At 61.0% G+C, this 19,259-nt stretch carries 15 protein-coding genes and 1 tRNA gene; 9 read left to right on the plus strand and 7 right to left on the minus strand.

Annotated features, from left to right (window positions below; genetic code table 11):
- Positions 1–155: 155 nt before the first annotated feature.
- Positions 156–1,313, plus strand: coding sequence for an efflux RND transporter periplasmic adaptor subunit (locus AB5Y86_RS05010; RefSeq protein ID WP_368192296.1), 1,158 nt, complete (start codon positions 156–158; stop codon positions 1,311–1,313).
- Between the two features lie 15 nt (positions 1,314–1,328).
- A complete protein-coding gene (locus tag AB5Y86_RS05015) occupies positions 1,329–4,463 on the plus strand; it encodes a multidrug efflux RND transporter permease subunit (protein ID WP_368192297.1) in 3,135 nt (1,044 codons plus the stop codon).
- Between the two features lie 86 nt (positions 4,464–4,549).
- Here the strand turns inward: AB5Y86_RS05015 and AB5Y86_RS05020 are convergent.
- A tRNA-Ser gene (locus AB5Y86_RS05020) sits at positions 4,550–4,639 on the minus strand.
- 439 nt (positions 4,640–5,078) lie between these two features.
- Between AB5Y86_RS05020 and AB5Y86_RS05025 the strand changes: the two genes are divergently transcribed.
- From AB5Y86_RS05025 to AB5Y86_RS05035, 3 genes are all read left to right on the plus strand, one after another.
- A complete protein-coding gene (locus AB5Y86_RS05025) occupies positions 5,079–5,987 on the plus strand; it encodes a L,D-transpeptidase family protein (protein WP_368192342.1) in 909 nt (302 codons plus the stop codon).
- A 39-nt stretch (positions 5,988–6,026) separates the two neighbouring features.
- Positions 6,027–7,013, plus strand: coding sequence for a DUF481 domain-containing protein (locus AB5Y86_RS05030; protein ID WP_368192298.1), 987 nt, complete (start codon positions 6,027–6,029; stop codon positions 7,011–7,013).
- 350 nt (positions 7,014–7,363) lie between these two features.
- On the plus strand, positions 7,364–9,076 hold the full coding sequence (locus AB5Y86_RS05035) for a methyl-accepting chemotaxis protein (RefSeq protein ID WP_021231121.1): 1,713 nt from the start codon (positions 7,364–7,366) through the stop codon (positions 9,074–9,076).
- Positions 9,077–9,152: 76 nt separating this feature from the next.
- Here the strand turns inward: AB5Y86_RS05035 and htpX are convergent, their stop codons facing one another.
- The 5 genes from htpX to bioB all read right to left on the minus strand — a co-directional run bounded on the left by htpX (position 9,153) and on the right by bioB (position 13,966).
- Positions 9,153–10,025: a protease HtpX gene (htpX, locus tag AB5Y86_RS05040; RefSeq protein ID WP_005337890.1), complete on the minus strand. Its 873-nt coding sequence runs from the start codon at positions 10,023–10,025 to the stop codon at positions 9,153–9,155.
- Positions 10,026–10,138: 113 nt separating this feature from the next.
- The gene (bioD, locus tag AB5Y86_RS05045; protein WP_199428207.1) at positions 10,139–10,816 is read right to left on the minus strand and encodes a dethiobiotin synthase; all 678 of its coding nucleotides are present in this window, start codon (positions 10,814–10,816) and stop codon (positions 10,139–10,141) included.
- A gap of 60 nt (positions 10,817–10,876) precedes the next feature.
- A complete protein-coding gene (gene bioC / locus AB5Y86_RS05050) occupies positions 10,877–11,692 on the minus strand; it encodes a malonyl-ACP O-methyltransferase BioC (RefSeq protein WP_335834014.1) in 816 nt (271 codons plus the stop codon).
- Entirely contained in the window at positions 11,685–12,881 is a 1,197-nt protein-coding gene (bioF, locus tag AB5Y86_RS05055; RefSeq protein ID WP_368192299.1) for an 8-amino-7-oxononanoate synthase, read from the minus strand. Before bioF ends, bioC begins: the two co-directional genes overlap by 8 nt.
- The gene (bioB, locus tag AB5Y86_RS05060; protein WP_199428204.1) at positions 12,878–13,966 is read right to left on the minus strand and encodes a biotin synthase BioB; all 1,089 of its coding nucleotides are present in this window, start codon (positions 13,964–13,966) and stop codon (positions 12,878–12,880) included. Before bioB ends, bioF begins: the two co-directional genes overlap by 4 nt.
- Before the next feature lie 193 nt (positions 13,967–14,159).
- On the opposite strand from bioB, the gene bioA reads away from it, so the two are divergent.
- The gene (bioA, locus tag AB5Y86_RS05065) at positions 14,160–15,434 is read left to right on the plus strand and encodes an adenosylmethionine--8-amino-7-oxononanoate transaminase (protein ID WP_368192300.1); all 1,275 of its coding nucleotides are present in this window, start codon (positions 14,160–14,162) and stop codon (positions 15,432–15,434) included.
- A 176-nt stretch (positions 15,435–15,610) separates the two neighbouring features.
- A complete protein-coding gene (locus AB5Y86_RS05070; RefSeq protein WP_005350472.1) occupies positions 15,611–16,423 on the plus strand; it encodes a HAMP domain-containing protein in 813 nt (270 codons plus the stop codon).
- A 9-nt stretch (positions 16,424–16,432) separates the two neighbouring features.
- Here the strand turns inward: AB5Y86_RS05070 and AB5Y86_RS05075 are convergent, their stop codons facing one another.
- The gene (locus tag AB5Y86_RS05075; RefSeq protein WP_005359354.1) at positions 16,433–16,777 is read right to left on the minus strand and encodes a hypothetical protein; all 345 of its coding nucleotides are present in this window, start codon (positions 16,775–16,777) and stop codon (positions 16,433–16,435) included.
- A 200-nt stretch (positions 16,778–16,977) separates the two neighbouring features.
- Between AB5Y86_RS05075 and asnS the strand changes: the two genes are divergently transcribed.
- Positions 16,978–18,378 (plus strand): asparagine--tRNA ligase, encoded by a 1,401-nt coding sequence (gene asnS, locus AB5Y86_RS05080; protein ID WP_043818544.1) that lies wholly within the window; start codon positions 16,978–16,980, stop codon positions 18,376–18,378.
- Positions 18,379–18,488: 110 nt separating this feature from the next.
- The gene (locus AB5Y86_RS05085; RefSeq protein WP_368192301.1) at positions 18,489–19,244 is read left to right on the plus strand and encodes a substrate-binding periplasmic protein; all 756 of its coding nucleotides are present in this window, start codon (positions 18,489–18,491) and stop codon (positions 19,242–19,244) included.
- The last annotated feature ends 15 nt before the right edge of the window (positions 19,245–19,259 follow it).

Genomic DNA, 19,259 nt, shown 5'->3' on the forward strand with positions numbered 1-19,259 from the left:
CGGACTCGAAAAAAAGGTGGCGTTGAACTTTATCATCGCCTCCATGGATTCTCCACAAAGCCTCGAATCATTCGCAATAGCCCCTCGCCATAATGGCCGCTCGATGCACTCTTCGGTCACATCACACCGGAGAGACGGTTTAACGAGGTGAGTGGATGATGTTTGTCAAACAGCGGTATGCGGGCGCCCTGCTCGCCGTCATTGCCGCATTCGGGTTGGCGGGTTGCGATGTCGCGCCGCAAGAGCAGGAGGCACCCGCCCTTCCTCAGGTGTCGGTGCTGACATTGACTGGTCGGGAGCTCGTCATCAGCGAGGATCTGCCCGCCCGGGTGGCGGCACTGCGCAGCGCCGACATTCGCGCCCAGATCAGCGGTATCGTGCAGCGCCGCCTGTTCGAGCAGGGCGCCGAGATCAGCGCAGGCACAGTGCTGTTCCAGATAAACCCGGCCCCCTTCAAGGCCGATGTCGACAGCGCCGCCGCCGCACTGCAACGGGCCGAGGCGGTTCTGGCCCGCGCCCGCATCCAGATTGAGCGCCTGCGGCCGCTGCTGCGCACCGACGCCATCAGCCACCAGACCTATGATGATGCGATCTCCCAGCGGGATCAGGCGGCCGCCGATGTGGCCCAGGCCAGGGCGACTCTGGCCCGGCACCAACTGAACCTGCAATTTGCCAGCGTGGAGGCCCCCATCGCCGGGCGCATCGATCAGGCACTGGTGAGTGAAGGGGCTCTGGTGTCCCCCACCGATGCCACTCCCATGGCCCGGATCCAGCAGATCGATCAGGTCTACGTCGATGTGCGCCAACCGGCTTCGGTGCTGGAATCCCTGCGCCAGCAGGCTGGCTCAACGGCACCGGAACTGGCGGTGGAGATCCTCGGCAGCAATGGCACACCGCTGGGCATGCAGGGGCACATCCTCTTCTCCGGTATCGAGGTCGATGCCGGAACCGGCGACGTGCTGCTGCGGGTGCTGGTGGATAACCCTGAGCGGCGCCTGTTGCCCGGCCTCTATGTGCAGGCGCGCATCCCCCGTGCCCGCTATGCCAACGCCCTGACCGTGCCCCAGCAGGCGGTAGTTCGCACCTCGGGTCAGACCAGCGTGTGGGTGGTGGATGGCCAGGGGCAGGCACAGCTGGTTCCGGTCAATACCGCTGAACTGGTGAATAGCCAGTACCGCATCGCGTCCGGGCTCAGTGCCGGGCAACAGGTGGTGATCGAAGGGATCGACCGTCTGACCCCGGGGGTTCAGGTCACAGCGTCCCCCTGGCAACCACCCGCTGTCAGCCAACCGGCTGACGGTGGCATTCGCTGAATCGGAGAGTTATCCATGCCGCAGTTTTTTATCCATCGCCCGGTGTTTGCCTGGGTGATCGCCCTGTTCATCGTGCTGGCAGGGGTCATCGCCATCCCCAAGCTCCCCATCTCCCGCTATCCCTCGGTGGCGCCGGTGTCGGTGACCCTCTATGCCACCTATCCGGGCGCCACACCGCAGACCCTGAACGATGCGGTGGTGAGCCTTATCGAGCGCGAGCTGTCGGGAGTGAAGAACCTGCTCTACTTCGAGTCCTCGGTGGACGCCTCGGGCAGCGCGCAGATCACTGCCACCTTCAAGCCGGGCACCGATCCGGAGCTTGCCCAGATGGACGTGCAAAACCGCATCAAGGCAGTCGAACCTCGCTTGCCACAAGCGGTGCGGCAGACCGGCCTACAGGTGGAGTCCGCCTCATCCGGCTTTCTGATGATGGTCGGCATGACCTCACCGGATGGCCGCTTCGATGAGGTTGCCCTCAACGACTACATGGCACGCAATATTGTGCAGGAGTTGCGCCGCATCGACGGGGTAGGACGAGTGCAGCTGTTTGGCGCCGAACAGGCCATGCGCATCTGGGTAGATCCGGCCAAACTCGCCGCCTACGGGCTGACCATCGGCGAGGTGGCGCAGGCCATCGAGCAGCAGAATATCCAGATTGCCCCGGGGCGCCTCGGTGACGAACCCTCCCTGCCGGGGCAGCGCCTGACGGTTCCCCTCACGGTTCAGGGGCAGCTGACGACCCCCGAGGCATTCGCCGCCATCGTGCTGCGAGCCGGTGGTGATGGCGCCAAGCTGGTGCTGGGTGATGTCGCCCGGGTCGAGCTGGGGGCGCAATCCTACGCCTTTTCCAACCGCGAGAACGGGGTAGCCGCCACCAGCGCCGCCATCCAGCTCTCCCCCGGCGCCAACGCCGTGCGTACCGCCGATGCGGTGCGCACCCGTCTAGCCCAGCTCGCTCCCACCCTGCCAGCGGGCATGGCCTATTCGATCCCGTTTGACTCGGCCCCCTTCGTCAAGGTCTCCATCGAAAAGGTGATCCACACCCTGCTGGAAGCCATGGTGCTGGTGTTTATGGTGATGTTTCTCTTCCTGCAGAACCTGCGCTACACCCTGATCCCGGCCATCGTCGCCCCCATCGCTCTGCTTGGCACCTTCGCGGTGATGCTGCTGGCCGGTTTTTCGATCAACTCCCTCACCATGTTCGGCATGGTGCTGGCCATCGGCATCATAGTCGATGACGCCATCGTGGTGGTGGAGAACGTCGAGCGCCTGATGGCCACCCGGGGGCTGTCACCCCGTGAGGCGACCTCGCAAGCCATGAAGGAGATCACCGGGGCGGTGATCGGTATCACCCTGGTGCTCACGGCGGTGTTCCTTCCCATGGCGTTTGGCAGCGGCTCGGTGGGGGTCATCTACCAGCAGTTCACCCTGTCGATGGCGGTGTCGATCCTGATTTCGGCCTTCCTCGCCCTGACCCTGACGCCTGCGCTCTGCGCCACCCTGCTGCGTCCGGTCAGTCCAGATCATCATGAGAAGCGCGGCTTCTTCGGTGCCTTCAACCGGGGTTTCGAGCGGTTCACGGCAGGCTACGGTGCGCGGGTAACCCAGCTGGTCGGGCGCAGCGGACGGATGATGGCAACCTTTGCCGCCCTCTGCGCCGCGCTAGCCATCGGCGCCGCCCAGCTGCCCTCCTCTTTCCTGCCGGACGAGGATCAGGGCTACTTCATGACCTCCATCCAGCTGCCGACCGGCGCCACCAGCGAGCGTACTCTTGAGGTGGTCAAGGCCTTCGAGGCTCACGTCGCCTCTCGCGAGGCGCTGGACACCAACCTGGTGGTGCAGGGCTTCAGCTTCTCCGGCGCAGGCCCCAATGCGGCCATGGCCTTCACCATGCTCAAAGATTGGGATCAGCGTCATGGCGCCACGGCAGCCGAAGAGGCAGAGCTGGCACAAGCGGCTATGGCAAATATTCCTGAAGGCACGGTAATGAGCCTGCTGCCGCCCGCCATCGACGAGCTGGGCACCGCCTCCGGCTTCACCCTGTTCCTGCAAGACAGGGCCAATAGGGGGGAAGCCGCGCTGCTGGCCGCTCAGGCCCAACTGCTGGAACTGGCCGCCAAAAGCCAGGTAGTCAGTGATGTGTATCCCGACAATCTGCCTCCCGGCGAGAGCATTCACCTCGAGATCAACCGACAAAAGGCCGAAGCCATGGGACTCTCGTTCGCCAGCGTCAGCAGTACCCTGTCGGCCGCAATGGGGTCGCTCTACGTCAACGACTTCCCGAACGGCGGGCACATGCAGCAGGTCATTCTGCAGGCCGACGCGTCGGCGCGCATGCAGCTCGATGACGTGCTCGGCCTGCGGGTGCGCAATGCCAGCGGCGGCATGGTCCCCTTGCGGGAGGTGGTGACACCGGAATGGCGCGAATCGCCGCAACAGATGATGCGCTTCGATGGCTTCCCTGCCGTGCGTATTGCCGGGGGGGCAGCGCCCGGCATCTCCAGCGGAGCGGCGATGGCGAAGATGGAGCGTCTGGTGGCGCAATTGCCACCAGGCTTCGCCCTGGCCTGGACGGGACAGTCGTTGCAAGAGCGCCAGTCGGCCGAGCAGGCCCCCCTGCTGATGCTGTTGTCGGCGCTGGTGGTCTTCCTGGTGCTGGCGGCACTCTATGAAAGCTGGTCGATCCCGCTCTCGGTGATGCTGGTGGTGCCGCTGGGCCTGCTCGGTGCTGTCGCGGCCGTGATGCTGCGCGGCATGCCCAACGACGTCTTCTTCAAGGTGGGCATGATCACCATCATCGGTCTGTCGGCCAAGAACGCCATCCTCATCGTGGAGTTTGCGCGCCAGTTGCACAGTGAAGGGCGCTCGCTGCTTGATGCGGCTGTTACTGCTGCCCGCCTGCGCCTGCGCCCCATTCTGATGACGTCACTGGCCTTCACCCTCGGGGTGGTGCCCTTGATGCTCGCCAGTGGCGCCAGCGCGGAGACCCAGCACGCCATCGGCACCGGCGTGTTTGGCGGCATGATCAGCGGCACCCTGCTGGCCATCTTCTTCGTACCGGTCTTTTTTGTCTTCATCATCGGGGCGCAGCAGCGCCTGCACTCCTGGCAGGCACGGCGAGCATCCAACAGCATTAATCCGGCTCGATGACCACAGATACACAGTCAGCCGGATAATTCCTCAGCACATCACCAAAAGAAAAAGCCCAACCTGCTAAACAGGTTGGGCTTGGTATGTGGCGGAGAGACAGGGATTCGAACCCTGGGTGGCATTGCTGCCACAATTGATTTCGAGTCAATCCCGTTCGGCCACTCCGGCATCTCTCCGTGGGGAGAGAGTTTTACCCAAGCTGGGCCGAGGATGCAATAAAAATTTCTTAGATATCAAATGGCTGAATCAGATATCTGGGAGCAGGCTCACAATGCGGCGCGTGCTGTTCGCGTTGCGAGGCCATTCTTGTATAACCCTGTATCCACCCTCTCACACACCCGGCCATTATCCATATCGTGATATTAACCCATTGCCATGAGGCGTCTCTTTTTCCTGCTTGGTGCTCAAATTTATGGGTGATGCCGATTTTGGCCGGTTTCCTATGTATCCCCACATCATTGCGGGTGCGCGGCAAGCTGGTAATCATGGGCTGATTGAGGAACAATCGCGCCATCCTGGCGGCTGTATTGATGATGTTCCGCCCCGATTGAACTGATGGATCTTCTTATGCGATTGCCGAAACTCAAGCCCCTACCCTTAACGCCCGCCCTTTCCATGCTGCTGGCAGCGATCCTGCTCTGCGCCGCGCCGGCAGAGGCCAAACGCTACCCGTTGCCAGCTGCCGGGAGTCGCCTCATCGGTGAGCTGGAGGATTACATCATCCAGCAGAACGAACATCTGGAGCTGGTTGGCAAAAATACGCAAATTGGATTTTTGGCACTGCTTGAGGCAAATCCGGATGTAGACCCCTATTTACCCAAGCCGGGTACCCGCTTGACGCTGCCCACCCAGATGCTGCTGCCAGATGTGCCGCGCGAGGGGATCGTCATCAATCTGCCGGAGCTGCGCCTCTACTACTTCCCCAAAGGGAAGAATGAGGTCATCGTGCTGCCCATCGGGATTGGTGATATCGGCCGCGAGACTCCGGAGATGACCACCACCGTCATCGAGAAGAATCCCAACCCGACCTGGGTGCCCGGCCCCATGGTGCGCAAATCCTGGCTGGAGCAAAAAGGGATCACCCTGCCCGCCGTAGTGCCCCCCGGCCCGGAGAATCCCCTCGGCAAGTTCGCCATGCGCCTTGGCTATGGCAAGCGCGACTACCTGATCCACGGCACCAACAAGGATTTTGGCGTCGGTCTGCGGGTAAGCGCAGGCTGCATCCGGCTGCGACCTGACGATATAGAGGCCCTGTTCAAGATTGTGCCGATTGGCACGCCGGTGCGGGTCATCAATCAACCGGTTAAGGTCGCCATCGAACCGGATGGTCGCCGCTGGCTGGAGGTACACTCCCCGCTCTCCCGCACCGAAGAGGAGCTTGAAAATGGCGCCCCGCTGGTGCTATCTCCGGCCATAGAGAGCTTTATCAGCGCACCTGACGTGATGCAGGATGAGGTGACGGCAGCGCTGGAGAGCAAAAACGGCCTGCCCCGCCCCATCAGCAGCCAGCTTGTCAGTGGTTAAGTCACCAGCGCCCGAGTCGCACCGGAGTCACCTTACCTCATGAAATTCCTTCCCCTCCTACTCCTGTTGGCCTGTCATTCCTTGTGGGCCAAGGACATCCTCTGGATGAACAATGGCGATCGTCTGACCGGTACCATCGAAGAGATTGGCGATGAGTCGGTACGCATCTCTTTGCCCTATACCGGTGCCGTTACCGTCAAGCGGGATGCCATCAAGCGCTGGCGGCTGGAGCACCAGGATAAACCCAAGGCGACCGCCAAAGGTGGATTCACCCTGTTCAAGGATGAGCAGGATGAACGCAATGCCTGGCTCTGGACCGGTAGTGGCGATCTCAACATCAAGCTCAAACACAAGGACAAGCACACCAACAACGTCAACTTCAAGGGCAAGACCGAGTTGGCCAATCTGGACTGGCGCTACAGCCTCTCCGGAGAGTACGCCTACGAAACGTCTGACAGCGTCACCGATAACCACGACTACAAGCTGAACCCGACCATTGACTACTTTTTCGATCAACAGTGGTTTGTGCGCAGCTCGCTCAATGCCGAATATGACATGCTGGAGAGCAACTACCTCAGCCTCGACTATGGTACCGGGCCGGGTTACCGCTTCTGGAACGAGAAGCGCCGTCGGCTGGAGTTCGTAGCGCAGGGGGGTCTGCGTAAGACCTACTTCAGGGAAGAGAGCGGGATTGGGTTGCTCTTCAAAGGCAACCGGATCATCGACTATCCCTTTGCCAGCATGAACTGGGATTATCGCCAACCCATCCCGATATGGCGGGAAAAACTGGAGCTGTTCAGTCAGGGGCGCTATCTGCTCTATCTGGATCAACCCTCCCCCTATATCACTCTGAATCGAGATGTGACCGGCAGCGTGGGCTTGCGCTACTACTTCAACGACCACCTGCGCCTCTCCTGGTCGAGCGAGATGGAGTGGGAAGATGGCGAAGTGCATTTCGTCGGTCTCGAGCAAAAGTACAAAGAGACCGAATTCAGGCACCTGCTCAATCTGGGCGCCAGTTTCTGAGTCGATTGCAAATAAGATACATGTTCTATCGCCTCAATGAATTAGAGAAAATGCATTTTTATATATTTATCCACTAAAACTTGCATTGGTTTTCCCCACTTTTCATGGAGGCGATAATGCCCCCGCCTCCAAGCAAGAGAAAATCAGCAACCCACTCACTGTAACTTGGTAAGGGAATTGACCCCGGTCATCTTTATCCACACTTGTTCACCTGATCCGCCCTTAATTTGTCCCCACGGCCTTCATCAGTGAGTTTCCCTTCCTATACTCTCAGAGCAAAAAGCCTTGCCAGCCATTGACTTGGCGATGCTCCATACGACACTCAGCCATAGGGAAAGGACGCCCATACCATGGAACAGAACAAGCCCGCCTTTCAGCTCAACCTGCTGCTATCCGTCATCACCCTGATCCTGCTGTCACTGGTGTTTTTCGCCTACAGCTGGGCGGGTAAACAACTGGAAGAGAGTTATCGACAACAATATGTCTCCTACCTGCTGGCCGACGAACTGCGCCAATCCTCCGATGATCTGACCCGACTCGGTCGCACCTATGTCATCACCAAGGATCCAGCCTACGAGCAGCAGTACATGCGGATCCTGGCCATTCGCAACGGCGAACAGCCGAGGCCGGATGGCTACAACCGTATCTACTGGGACTTTGTCGCCGCCAACGGCCAGAATCCCCGCCCCGACAGCAATGTTCGCCGTGGCCTGATCGACCTGATGAAGGATGCCGGTTTCACCGACGGTGAGCTCGCCAAACTGAACGAGGCCAAAAACAACTCGGATGCCCTGGTCAACACCGAGGTCGCCGCCTTCAAACTGGTGCAGCAGAGCGATGGCGACCCGGTTGCCAACCAGCAAAAAGCCATCGCCATGATGCATGACAAGGCCTATCACCAGAACAAGGGGCGCATCATGTCCCCCATCGATGACTTCTACGTGATGATGGAGCAGCGCAACCATGAGGCAGTCGAGAGCGCCATCGCCAATACCGACATGCTGCGCTATCTCTTTATCGCCCTCGGTCTGGTGTTGATGTTCTTCCTCTGGCGCACCTATCGCTCCCTGCTCGATCTGGTGGGCACCTCGGTCGAGCAGCTCAAGACCGACCTCCATATGATGGCGGAAGGGGACTTCTCGCGCCCCATCAAGGTGCCGCCAGGATCGAAAGAGAGCCTGATCGGCCTGCTCGGCGGCATGCAGACCACCCTCAAGGGGATCATCGCCAAGGTCTCCCACTCCACCGAGGAGCTGTCCCACTCTGCTGACAGCATCGCCCAGATCGCCGAGCAGACCGCCCAGTTTGCTACCGATCAGCAAACCAGCACCCAGACCATGGCCGCCGCCATCGAGGAGCTGGTAGTGAGCATCAGCCACCTCTCCGACAACGCCACCCATGCCGACGAGCTGAGCAAGGTCTCCGCCAATACCCTGGAGGAGGGGTCAGGGGTCATTAAAGAGACGCTTGGCAGCATCGAGAATATCTCCACCACAGTGGGGGATGCGGCCAGCACCATCTCCGAGCTCAACGGCCATACCCAGCAGATTTCGGAGATCATCGGGGTGATCCGCGGCATCGCCGATCAGACCAACCTGCTGGCCCTCAACGCGGCCATCGAGGCGGCACGGGCCGGTGAACAGGGTCGCGGCTTTGCGGTGGTGGCCGACGAGGTGCGCAATCTGGCCAGTCGCTCGGCAGCCTCAACCCAGCAGATCACCGGGATGATCAGCAAGATCCAGAGCGGGGCGGATGCCTCCATCCGCAGTATGGAGAACACGGTCAACAACGTCTCTCGCGGCGTTACGCTGGCCAACCAGACCGGCGAGGCGATCGCCAGCATCCAGAGCCACGCCTCCAACCTCACCGGCTTGATGGGGGAGATCAGCCACACCCTGCGCGAGCAGTCCACCGCCGCCAACGAGGTAGTCTCCACCGTCGGCAACATCACCTCTCTCTCCGAGCAATCGGGGGATGCCGCCCGCCATGTGTCCCAAGAGGCGGCCAAGCTCAAGCAGCTGTCACGGGTACTGCGCCAGGAGATGGGACACTTCAAGCTTTAAAGAACGCTGAAAAGCAAAACGGCTGCCCGAAGGCAGCCGTTTTTTATTCAGGGTATTCCCCGTCATTCAGTATCTATCAACCACGCAGGGCGGCGATACGCTGCTCGATGGGCGGGTGGCTCATGAACAGCTCGCTCATGGAGCGCTTGCCGTTGATGCCAAAGGCCATCATGGAGCCTTCCAGCTGCGGCTCGGCACCGCGGGAGAGGCGCTCAAGGGCGGCAATCATCTTGTCGCGACCGGCCAGCTTGGCGGCACCGGCATCGGCACGGAACTCACGCTGACGGCTGAACCACATGACGATGATGGAGGCCAGAATGCCGAACAGCATCTCCAGCACGAACACGGTGATCATGTAAGCAAAACCGCCGGTGCTGCTGCTCTCTTCCTCGTTGTTGGAGCTGAAGAAGTTGCTGATCACGCCAGCCACGATCCGGGCGAAGAACATCACGAAGGTGTTCACCACCCCCTGGATCAGGGTCAGGGTCACCATGTCGCCATTGGCCACATGGCTCACCTCGTGGGCCAGCACCGCTTCCGCCTCGTCACGGCTCATGCTGTAGAGCAGGCCGGAGGAGACCGCCACCAGCGAATCATCGCGGCGGGCGCCGGTGGCAAAGGCGTTCATCTCGGGAGAGTCGTAGATCCCCACTTCCGGCATCTTGATACCCGCTTCGCGGGCCTGACGGGCCACAGTGCTCACCAGCCAGTGCTCGGTCTCGTTACGGGGTTGCTCGATGACCTGGACGCCATAGCTGCGCTTGGCCATCCACTTGGACATCAGCAAGGAGATAAAGGAACCCCCAAAACCGAACACGGCACAGAACACCAACAGCCCGGAAATGCTGGACTTGTTGATCCCCAGAACCGAGAACAGGATATTGAGTACCACCCCCAGCACCAGCATGACGGCCAGGTTGGTCACCAGGAATAGCATAATTCGCTTCATATAGACTCCTTGTGAAGATAAGGGACATGACCGGGGATCACTCGGGATCCCCACCTGATCATGTTAATGTCGACATTCTAGGGAGATTCGATGAATGTTCGCTGAATATGCCGTCAAAGTAGCGGCGAGATATCGAGACGCCCTTGCAAATCGGCTTCAAGCGGATTGTTTATAAACGGAATTTCGCCGAGGAAGGGGGCTGGCAGCAAGCCCCTCAGGGTGTCCAGATTTTCCTGATAATGGCTCATGGAACCATGGAGCCGATTAATTACCCACCCCGCTACCGGCAACTGATCATTGCGAATGGCGGCAAAGGTGAGCAGCGCATGGTTGAGGCAACCCAACTTGGCCCCCACTACCATGATCACCGCCATGTTCTCCTGCTTGACCCAGTCCGACAGCAGATGCTTGCGATCGAGCGGCAGATACCAGCCCCCCGCCCCTTCCACTACCGCCAGCTCGGCCCCGGCCTGTTCAATCTTGCGTAGCCCCTCGCTCAACCCCTGCATGGTGATAGGCTGGCGTGCCTCGCTGGCGGCGATGTGGGGCGCAATCGGCGGCTCATAGGCGAACGGATTGACCACCTCATAGGGCAGTGGCAGGCTCGCCGCCTCCTGCAACAGAACGGCATCCAGGTTGCGCAGCCCGTCCGGAGTGCGGGCACATCCGGCCGAGACAGGCTTGTAACCCGCGCACTTGATTCCCTGTGCGCTGATTTCGCGCAGCAGGGTGCGCGCCACCAGCGTCTTGCCCACATCGGTATCGGTGCCGGTGATAAAGAATGATTTCATACGGTTCTCTCCTTGGCAGGGGGTGGCACACTGCCCTGCAAACTCTGTGGTTCCCGGCGCTCAGCGAGGCTTGCTGAGACGGCCGAGGCACACCCGATAACTGGCGACCAGCCTGCCATCGGGCTGGCGAAACGCCTCATACGCCTGCGCCAGCTGCTGCAATCTGGCGCGCCCGCTCAGACCGGCCGGGGCGGCACTCCCCTGATTGTCATTGACCTGATTGGCCCCAATCCCCTTGAGATCACGCAACAACTGCGGCAATTCAAGATAGGCGAGATCCCAGGTGATACAACGCAGCTCGGGAGCAGATACCCCAGCGCTAGCCAGCGCCTGCTCCAATTGTGGCAGGCTGAGGAAGCGATTGACATGGGCGCGACCATCAAGCTGCTGCCAGGCGGCTCGCAACTGCCAGAGCGACTCATCGAGCAGGGTCGAGAAAAAGATCTGGCCGCCCGGTTTGACCACCCGCAGCAGCTCGCCAAAAGCCTGGGCCGGACGCTCGCACCACTGCAACGCCAGACTGGAGAAAACCCAGTCGAATGTGTTATCGGCGAAAGGGAGCTGCTCCGCATCGCCGCAGAGCAGGCGAGCACCGCTGTCACGCAAGGCGGCCTGCGCCAGCATGCCGGGGGCAAGATCCAGTCCCACCAGCTGATGACAACGGTTCGCCAGTTGGGGCAAGAAAAAGCCGGTACCGCAGCCCAGATCCAGCCCGCTCACCGTCAGATCAGTGCCAACCGGCCTGCTCGGCATCCATTCCAGCAGCGCCTGCCCCACCTCCTGCTGAAAGCGGGCGTGGGCATCGTAATGACGAGCGGCGGCGCCGAAACGGCGAGCAAGCTGCGCCTTGTCGACCGTTTGAAAACGCTCAGTCATGGTGAGCCTCCCCAAGCGTTGTAACTGCAGGGCAGACCCCCAAGGCATCGAGCAAGCGATCCACATCCTGCTCGCGGTGGGCTGCACTCAGAGTAATGCGCAGCCGGGCCGTACCGACTGGCACAGTGGGCGGGCGGATGGCGCTCACCCAGACGCCGCATTCGCGCAGCCGTTCGGCCAGTTGCAGGGCAACACTGCTCTCCCCCACCAGCAGCGGCTGGATCGGGGTGTCGCTCGCCCCCAGTTGCCAACCCTGCGCCTTTGCCCCTTGCCGGAAGCGAGCGATCAGCTGGCCAAGATGGGCGCGGGACTCATCAGCCGCGCGCACCAGTTCGATGCTCTTGCTGACCGCGCAAGCCTGCGCGGCGGGCATATGGGTGCTGTAGACATAGTGGCGAGCGAAGTTGACCAGATACTCCACCAGTTCGCGACTGCCGCCGACAAAGGCACCGGCAACCCCGAGCGCCTTGCCAAAAGTGCCCATCTGGATGTGTACGCAGGCCGGGTTCACCCCTTGTGCGGCCAGCGTGCCACGCCCCTCGGGGCCCAGCACACCGAGGCCGTGGGCATCGTCGATCATCAACCAGTTGCCGCTCCGGGCGGCGAGGGTTGCGAGATCGCGCCAGGGGCCTTGATCCCCGTCCATACTGAACACCCCTTCCGAGACAATCAGTCCGCGATTTGGCTCAAGCTGCCGTTCAAGGGCCGCCATATCGTTGTGACCGAAGCGTTTCATCTTGCAGGGGAGCTGGCTGCCCATTTCCTGCAAAGAGGCGTGGTTGAGTTTGTCCTGCCACAGCAGATGCTCCTTGCCGAGCAGCGCTTTGAGCACCGCCTGATTGGCAGAAAAGCCGCAGTTGAAGAGCAGTACCGCCTCCACCCCGAGCCACTCGGCCAGGGTCTCCTCAAGCTGTTGGTGGGCACGGCTGTAACCGGTCACCAGCGGCGAGGCGCCAGCGCCCGTGCCATAGCGCTCAATCCCCGCGTTGAAGGCGGCCTTGATGGCGCCGTGATCCGCCAGTCCCAGATAGTCGTTGGCGGAAAAGTTCAAGTATTCGCGCCCTGCAACCCTGAGCCGCCCGCCACTCGCCCCGTCGGTCGCGATGCGGTTGCGCAGCAGACCCACCTGCTCGCGCTCGGCCAGCGCCGTGCCCAACACAAAGGGGCCCGTTACTGCAGGGCCGTTCATGACCGAACGGCCCCTGCACGGGGGCGGGTGGCGTCATAAAACATTTCGGCAGGTTCACTCTGGCGGCTCACCTCAGCCAGCAGCTCCTCTTCTTGAACCTGATCCGGTTTCTGGGCGCGCTGGGCGGGACGAATACCGAGTCGTTTGAACAGTTGCATGTCGCTGTTCTCGTCCGGGTTAGGAGTGGTCAGCAGCTTGCAGCCGTAGAAAATGGAGTTGGCCCCGGCCATAAAGCACATGGCCTGCATCTGCTCGTTCATCTTCTCCCGCCCGGCTGAGAGGCGCACATGGGAGGCGGGCATCATGATCCGCGCCACGGCGATGGTGCGGATAAATTCGAACGGATCGAGGTTCTCCTGATCCTCCAGCGGCGTCCCCTTCACCTTGACCAGCATGTTGATGGGCACACTCTCCGGGTGGCGCGGCAGATTGGCCAGCGCCATCAAGAGGCCCGCCCGATCTTTGGCCTGCTCACCCATGCCGACGATACCACCGGAGCAGACCTTCATGCCGGCGCTGCGCACATGCTCCAGGGTATCGAGCCTGTCCTGATAGGTGCGGGTGGAGATGATCTCGCCGTAAAACTCCGGCGAGGTGTCGAGGTTGTGGTTGTAGTAATCGAGCCCAGCAGCGCCAAGACGCGCCGCCTGATCGGCGGTGAGCATCCCCAGCGTCATGCAGGTCTCCATCCCCAGCCCGCGCACCTCCTCGATCATCCGGATGATGTAGGGCATGTCCTTCTCTTTGGGGTTGCGCCAGGCGGCACCCATGCAAAAGCGTGACGAGCCGTTGGCCTTGGCTTCGCGGGCCCGCTCCAGCACCTTCTCCACCTCCATCAGCCGCTCAGCTTCGAGCCCGGTGTGGTAACGGGCGCTCTGGGGGCAGTATTTGCAATCTTCCGGGCAGGCGCCGGTCTTGATGGAGAGCAAGGTGCTCACCTGCACTTCATTCGGGTCAAAGTGGGCGCGGTGGACAGTCTGGGCCTGAAACAGCAGATCGTTGAATGGCAGGGCAAACAGGGCCTGAACCTCGGCGAGGGTCCAGTCATGACGAAGGGCGTGACCGCCCGCGGTGAGAGCATTCATACATGGCTTCCGGTTGTTATTAGTGGGATCCTGCGCCCGCCATCTTGGGATGGACGGCCACAAAACCCGTCGCCAGGCCCGCGCGCTCAGGGTGATGCGCAGTGCCAAGTGGCTGAAATTGTTGGCTAGTGTAGAGAGCACGCGTAGACTGTCAACACCGACCAGTTCAAACAAATTGACAACAGAACAACAAATGACCAATCAAGAATTCGACCTGCACCACATCTGGCACCCCTATACCTCCCTCACTCACCCCCTGCCCTGCTATGAAGTGGCCAGCGCCAAAGGGGTGACCATCACCCTCAGCGACGGCCGTGAACTGGTGGATGGCATGAGCTCCTGGTGGGCTTGCGTGCACGGCTATCAGGTGCCGGAGTTGGACGCCGCCGCCACCGCCCAGCTCGGCAAGATGTCCCACGTGATGTTTGGCGGCCTGACCCATGCTCCGGCGGTCGAGCTCTGCCGCAAGCTGGTGGAGATCACACCAAAGGGGCTTGATCGGGTATTTCTGGCCGACTCCGGCTCGGTGGCAGTGGAAGTGGCACTCAAGATGGCCCAGCAGTACTGGCACGCCAAGGGGACGCCCAGAGCCAAATTTGTCGCCCTGCGCAGCGGCTATCACGGCGACACCTTTGGCGCCATGAGCGTCTGCGATCCCGATGGCGGCATGCATGAGCTCTACAAGGGATTCCTGCCGGAACACTATTTTGTCGATGCGCCGAGCTGTCGCTTCCACGCCGAGTGGGACGAGCAGTGCGTAGTGGAGCTGGCGACACTCATGGCGGATCATCACGAGGAGATCGCCGCCATCGTGCTTGAGCCCATAGTACAGGGCGCTGGCGGCATGCGCTTCTACCATCCCCGCTACCTGCAGTGGGTACGCGCCCTGTGCGACGAATTCGGCGTACTGCTCATAGCTGACGAGATTGCCACCGGCTTTGGCCGTACCGGTCAGCTGTTTGCATGCGACTGGGCGGGGATCAGCCCCGACATCATGTGTCTGGGCAAGGCGCTTACCGGCGGCTACCTCACCCTCTCGGCGACCCTGACCACCGAACATGTCGCCCGTACCATCTGTGACGGCAAGGCGGGCGTCTTTATGCACGGCCCCACCTTTATGGGCAACCCGCTCGCCTGCGCGGTGGCCAACGCCTCCATCGATCTGCTGCTGGCCTCACCTTGGCAGGAGCGGGTGCGCGCCATCGAGCATCAGCTGCGTACCGAGCTGGTGGAGCTGACCCTGCACCCGGCGGTCGCGGATGTGCGGGTGCTCGGTGCCATCGGGGTGGTGGAGATGAAGGAGCGGGTGGACGTGGCGCGCATCCAGCGCAAATTTGTCGAACTGGGCGCCTGGATCCGCCCCTTTGGCAAGCTGGTCTACCTGATGCCCCCCTTCGTTATCACCCCTGAAGAGTTGCGGGTATTGACCGGCGCTATCCGTCAGGCCATCACCGAAGGCGAGTTTTAATGCATGCAGCGGGCGGCCATCGCAGCCGCCCGTTTGACTACCGGCATTTGATATATAAAGAGGACAACTTTATCCACTTCAGTGCAGTTTCACTTGCCGTAATGTGAGCAAAACACCAGACCTGAGGCCCCAAGAGGGGTAAACTGCTGCGGTTTTACCATCAAGAAAGACTGCTCATGCGCCTCTCCATTGCTGCCAAAATCAACTTTTTCCTGCTCTTCATCTTCTCCATGGTACTGGTCTTCTCCGCAGCCTATCAGGCGGTGCGCGAGCGCGATCTCATCCTGACCCTCATCAAGGAGCAGAGCCGCGAGCAGACCGAAGCCTACTTTGATGGCCTCAACATGCTGATGCTGACCGGCAAGATGGATGCCCGCGATACTCTGCGCGGCAAGTTTCTCGACCACGCCCATGTGGAGGATGCACGCATCGTTCGTGGCGACGCGGTGAGCAAACAGTTCGGGCCGGGACGGGAGACAGAACAGGTAAAGGATGAGTTTGATGAGCTGGCTCTGGCGGGCAAAGGGAGTCTGGAGGTGGTGCACAACGGCATGCACAGCCGTCTGGTGGTCACCCGACCGCTGCTGGCCAAGAAGGATTTTCGCGGCACCGACTGCACCAGCTGTCATCTGGTGCCGGAGAACACTGTGTTAGGGGCGGTGCGCTTTGACTACTCCCTCGATTCGCTGTTTACCCGGGTCGAGCAGAATATTCTCACCTCGGCGCTCATTCTCACCGGCATCTTCGGGATGGGACTGCTGCTGACCCTCTGGGTCATCCGCACCTGGATCGTGCGCCCCCTCAACCAGTTGACCCGCTCCATGGAAGAGGCCACCGACTTGCACGACTTCGGCCACCGGCTGGAGGGGGATGACGGCGACGAGATTGGCCGGGTGGCGGTGGCCTACAACCAGATGCTCGACAGTGTGGAGCGCCAGCTCGGCAAACGCACCAAGGCCAGCAGGCAGGAGCCGGATCAGCCCCGCTAAGACGAACGCTTAACCGACGTAGTAGAAAAGCAGACTGGCGATCAACACCAGTAGCAGGATGGCCAGATTGACATGCCGGGAGTCATCCTGACGGCGGCTGCGCTTGCGCTCCAGCAGCAACACCGCCAGCGTCAGGGCGCAGCAGCTCCAGAGCCCGTAGACCAGCCAGGGGGTAAGGGCCGGGTCCCAATAATCGCGCACCTCGATCCCGCCATAGACCAGAAAACCGTAGGCAATTTCGGGGCGGGCATAGTGGTAAAGGGAGAGCAGCACGATAAAGCCGCCCCAGCAGAGCATCACCAGCCCCTGCAACACCCGTGTCAGCCAATCTGGCCCATGCCGCCGATCTTTCACCCACCTCTCCTGCGCCCGTGGCACTCTTGTTGAGTGAACCATGCCGAAAACCCCACCAGAGTCCGACATTTTTGCTTGTTTATCAAACCCGCGCGGGTAAGATTGACGGCTTAGTCTGCCATGGTGGGCCATCTGTGCCCGGGCCAGACTCCCTAGTGTTGCAAATAGCGCTGCAAGAACAAGCTGGAGACAATATTTCGATGACGCACGCATCCGTAGTAGATGTGCTGGCCGGTAAGTATCCGGTCGGCACCACCCAAACTGTCAAAGGGTGGATCCGGACTCGCCGTGATTCCAAGGCGGGGATCTCATTTTTGGCCATTTCCGATGGCTCCTGTTTCCATCCGGTACAGGCAGTTGTCCCCAATACCCTGGCCAATTACGAGAATGAAGTGCTGCGTCTGACCACTGCCTGCTCCGTGGAAGTGACCGGCGTGGTTGCCGCCTCTCAGGGCAGCGGCCAGGCTTTCGAACTGCAGGCGACCGAGGTGAAGGTAGTCGGTTGGGTCGAAGATCCGGACACCTACCCGATGGCCGCCAAGCGCCACAGCATCGAATACCTGCGTGAACAGGCCCACCTGCGCCCGCGCACCAACATCGTTGGCGCCGTGACCCGCGTTCGTCACTGCCTGGCGCAAGCCATCCACCGCTTCTTCCACGAAGAGGGTTTCCTCTGGGTTGCGACCCCGCTCATCACCGCTTCCGACACCGAAGGTGCCGGCGAGATGTTCCGCGTCTCCACTCTGGACATGGAAAACCTGCCGCGCACCGACGCCGGCAAGGTGGACTACAACGAAGATTTCTTCGGCAAAGAGGCTTTCCTGACCGTATCCGGCCAGCTGAACGCCGAAACCTATGCCTGCGCCCTCTCCAAGGTCTACACCTTCGGCCCGACCTTCCGCGCTGAAAACTCCAACACCAGCCGCCACCTGGCCGAGTTCTGGATGGTTGAGCCGGAAGTGGCTTTCAACGATCTGGAAGATAACGCCGCACTGGCTGAAGCCATGCTGAAGTATGTCTTCAACGCCGTACTGACCGAGCGTCGCGACGATCTGGAGTTCTTCGCCCAGCACGTGGACAAAGATGCCATCGGCCGTCTGGAGCGTTTCGTCTCCTCCGACTTCGCCCAGATCGACTACACCGACGCCATCGAAGTGCTGAAAAATTGCGGCAAGAAGTTCGAGTTCCCGGTCTCCTGGGGTATCGATCTCTCCTCCGAGCACGAGCGCTATCTGGCTGAGGAGCACTTCAAGTCTCCGGTGGTGGTGAAGAACTACCCGAAAGATATCAAGGCCTTCTACATGCGCCTCAACGACGACGGCAAGACCGTTGCGGCGATGGACGTACTGGCACCGGGCATCGGCGAGATCATCGGTGGTTCCCAGCGTGAAGAGCGTCTGGACGTGCTGGATGCCCGTCTGGCCGAGATGGGCCTGAACAAGGAAGATTACTGGTGGTATCGCGACCTGCGTCGCTTCGGTACCGTGCCGCACTCCGGCTTCGGTCTGGGCTTCGAGCGTCTGGTTGTATACGTGACCGGCATGGGCAACGTCCGCGACGTGATCCCGTTCCCGCGTACTCCGCGTACCGCCGAGTTCTGATCAGCGGCATCTTGCCACTGCATTGCAAAAGCCGACCTGCGGGTCGGCTTTTTTATTGTCACCGTTATGGGTGATACTCAGGATCAACCGGCACAAGGAACTCGTCGCCTATGGGATATCGCCTGCTGCTCTCGCTATTGCTGTCCTGCATGCCTGTTCAACTGTGGGCCGAGCCCGTTCGTCTGACCACCCTGGAGTGGCCCCCCTACACCAGCCAGAGCCTGCCCGATGGCGGCCTCACCGGTCATATTGTCAAACGCGCCTTTGCCGAAGCGGGACTGGAGGTGACATTCGACTTCTATCCTTGGCAGCGGGCGGTGCGGCTGGCGGCCGACTCGACCCAGCCTTATAGCGGCTATTTTCCCGAGTACCTCTCCGACACCCTGCCCACCCTGTGGCGCAGCTCCCCCAGCGTAGGCGACAGCGTGCTGGGCATGGCGCAGCGCTCAGGCCCCCCCATCCCCTGGCAGCAGCTCACGGATCTCGCCCCCTACCGGATCGGCGTGGTGGAGGGGTACGTCAACACCCGTGAATTCGATGCCCTGATGGCCAGCAAGCGCCTCAACACTGCCGCCGTCGATGCAGACCTGCTCAACCTGCGCAAATTACAGCGCGACCGGCTCGATCTGGCAGTGATCGATCGGGATGTCTTTCACTGGCTCATCAACCATGATCGCAAGCTGAGCAGCGCCAGATTGCAATTTCACCCGAAGATCCTCGAACACAAGAGCCTGCACATCATGTTTCGCCCCGATCAGCAGGCGTTGCAGCAACGGGTGGCGCAGGCCATTGCCAGATTGGATATTGCCAAGCTGAGCGAGGATTATCAGCGCCGCTATCTGCAGCAAGCACCTGCGGCCAAATGAGCCAACCCGCTGAAG

Origin of the sequence: Aeromonas sp. s8, assembly GCF_040907785.1 — a bacterium.
GTDB lineage: Bacteria > Pseudomonadota > Gammaproteobacteria > Enterobacterales > Aeromonadaceae > Aeromonas > Aeromonas veronii.

Coding starts and splice junctions, on each gene's coding strand:
- AB5Y86_RS05010 (WP_368192296.1), top strand. CDS start 156: ATGATGTTTGTCAAACAGCGGTATGCGGGCGCCCTGCTCGCCGTCATT.
- AB5Y86_RS05015 (WP_368192297.1), top strand. CDS start 1,329: ATGCCGCAGTTTTTTATCCATCGCCCGGTGTTTGCCTGGGTGATCGCC.
- AB5Y86_RS05025 (WP_368192342.1), top strand. CDS start 5,079: ATGCTGCTGGCAGCGATCCTGCTCTGCGCCGCGCCGGCAGAGGCCAAA.
- AB5Y86_RS05030 (WP_368192298.1), top strand. CDS start 6,027: ATGAAATTCCTTCCCCTCCTACTCCTGTTGGCCTGTCATTCCTTGTGG.
- AB5Y86_RS05035 (WP_021231121.1), top strand. CDS start 7,364: ATGGAACAGAACAAGCCCGCCTTTCAGCTCAACCTGCTGCTATCCGTC.
- htpX (WP_005337890.1), bottom strand. CDS start 10,025: ATGAAGCGAATTATGCTATTCCTGGTGACCAACCTGGCCGTCATGCTG.
- bioD (WP_199428207.1), bottom strand. CDS start 10,816: ATGAAATCATTCTTTATCACCGGCACCGATACCGATGTGGGCAAGACG.
- bioC (WP_335834014.1), bottom strand. CDS start 11,692: ATGACTGAGCGTTTTCAAACGGTCGACAAGGCGCAGCTTGCTCGCCGT.
- bioF (WP_368192299.1), bottom strand. CDS start 12,881: ATGAACGGCCCTGCAGTAACGGGCCCCTTTGTGTTGGGCACGGCGCTG.
- bioB (WP_199428204.1), bottom strand. CDS start 13,966: ATGAATGCTCTCACCGCGGGCGGTCACGCCCTTCGTCATGACTGGACC.
- bioA (WP_368192300.1), top strand. CDS start 14,160: ATGACCAATCAAGAATTCGACCTGCACCACATCTGGCACCCCTATACC.
- AB5Y86_RS05070 (WP_005350472.1), top strand. CDS start 15,611: ATGCGCCTCTCCATTGCTGCCAAAATCAACTTTTTCCTGCTCTTCATC.
- asnS (WP_043818544.1), top strand. CDS start 16,978: ATGACGCACGCATCCGTAGTAGATGTGCTGGCCGGTAAGTATCCGGTC.
- AB5Y86_RS05085 (WP_368192301.1), top strand. CDS start 18,489: ATGGGATATCGCCTGCTGCTCTCGCTATTGCTGTCCTGCATGCCTGTT.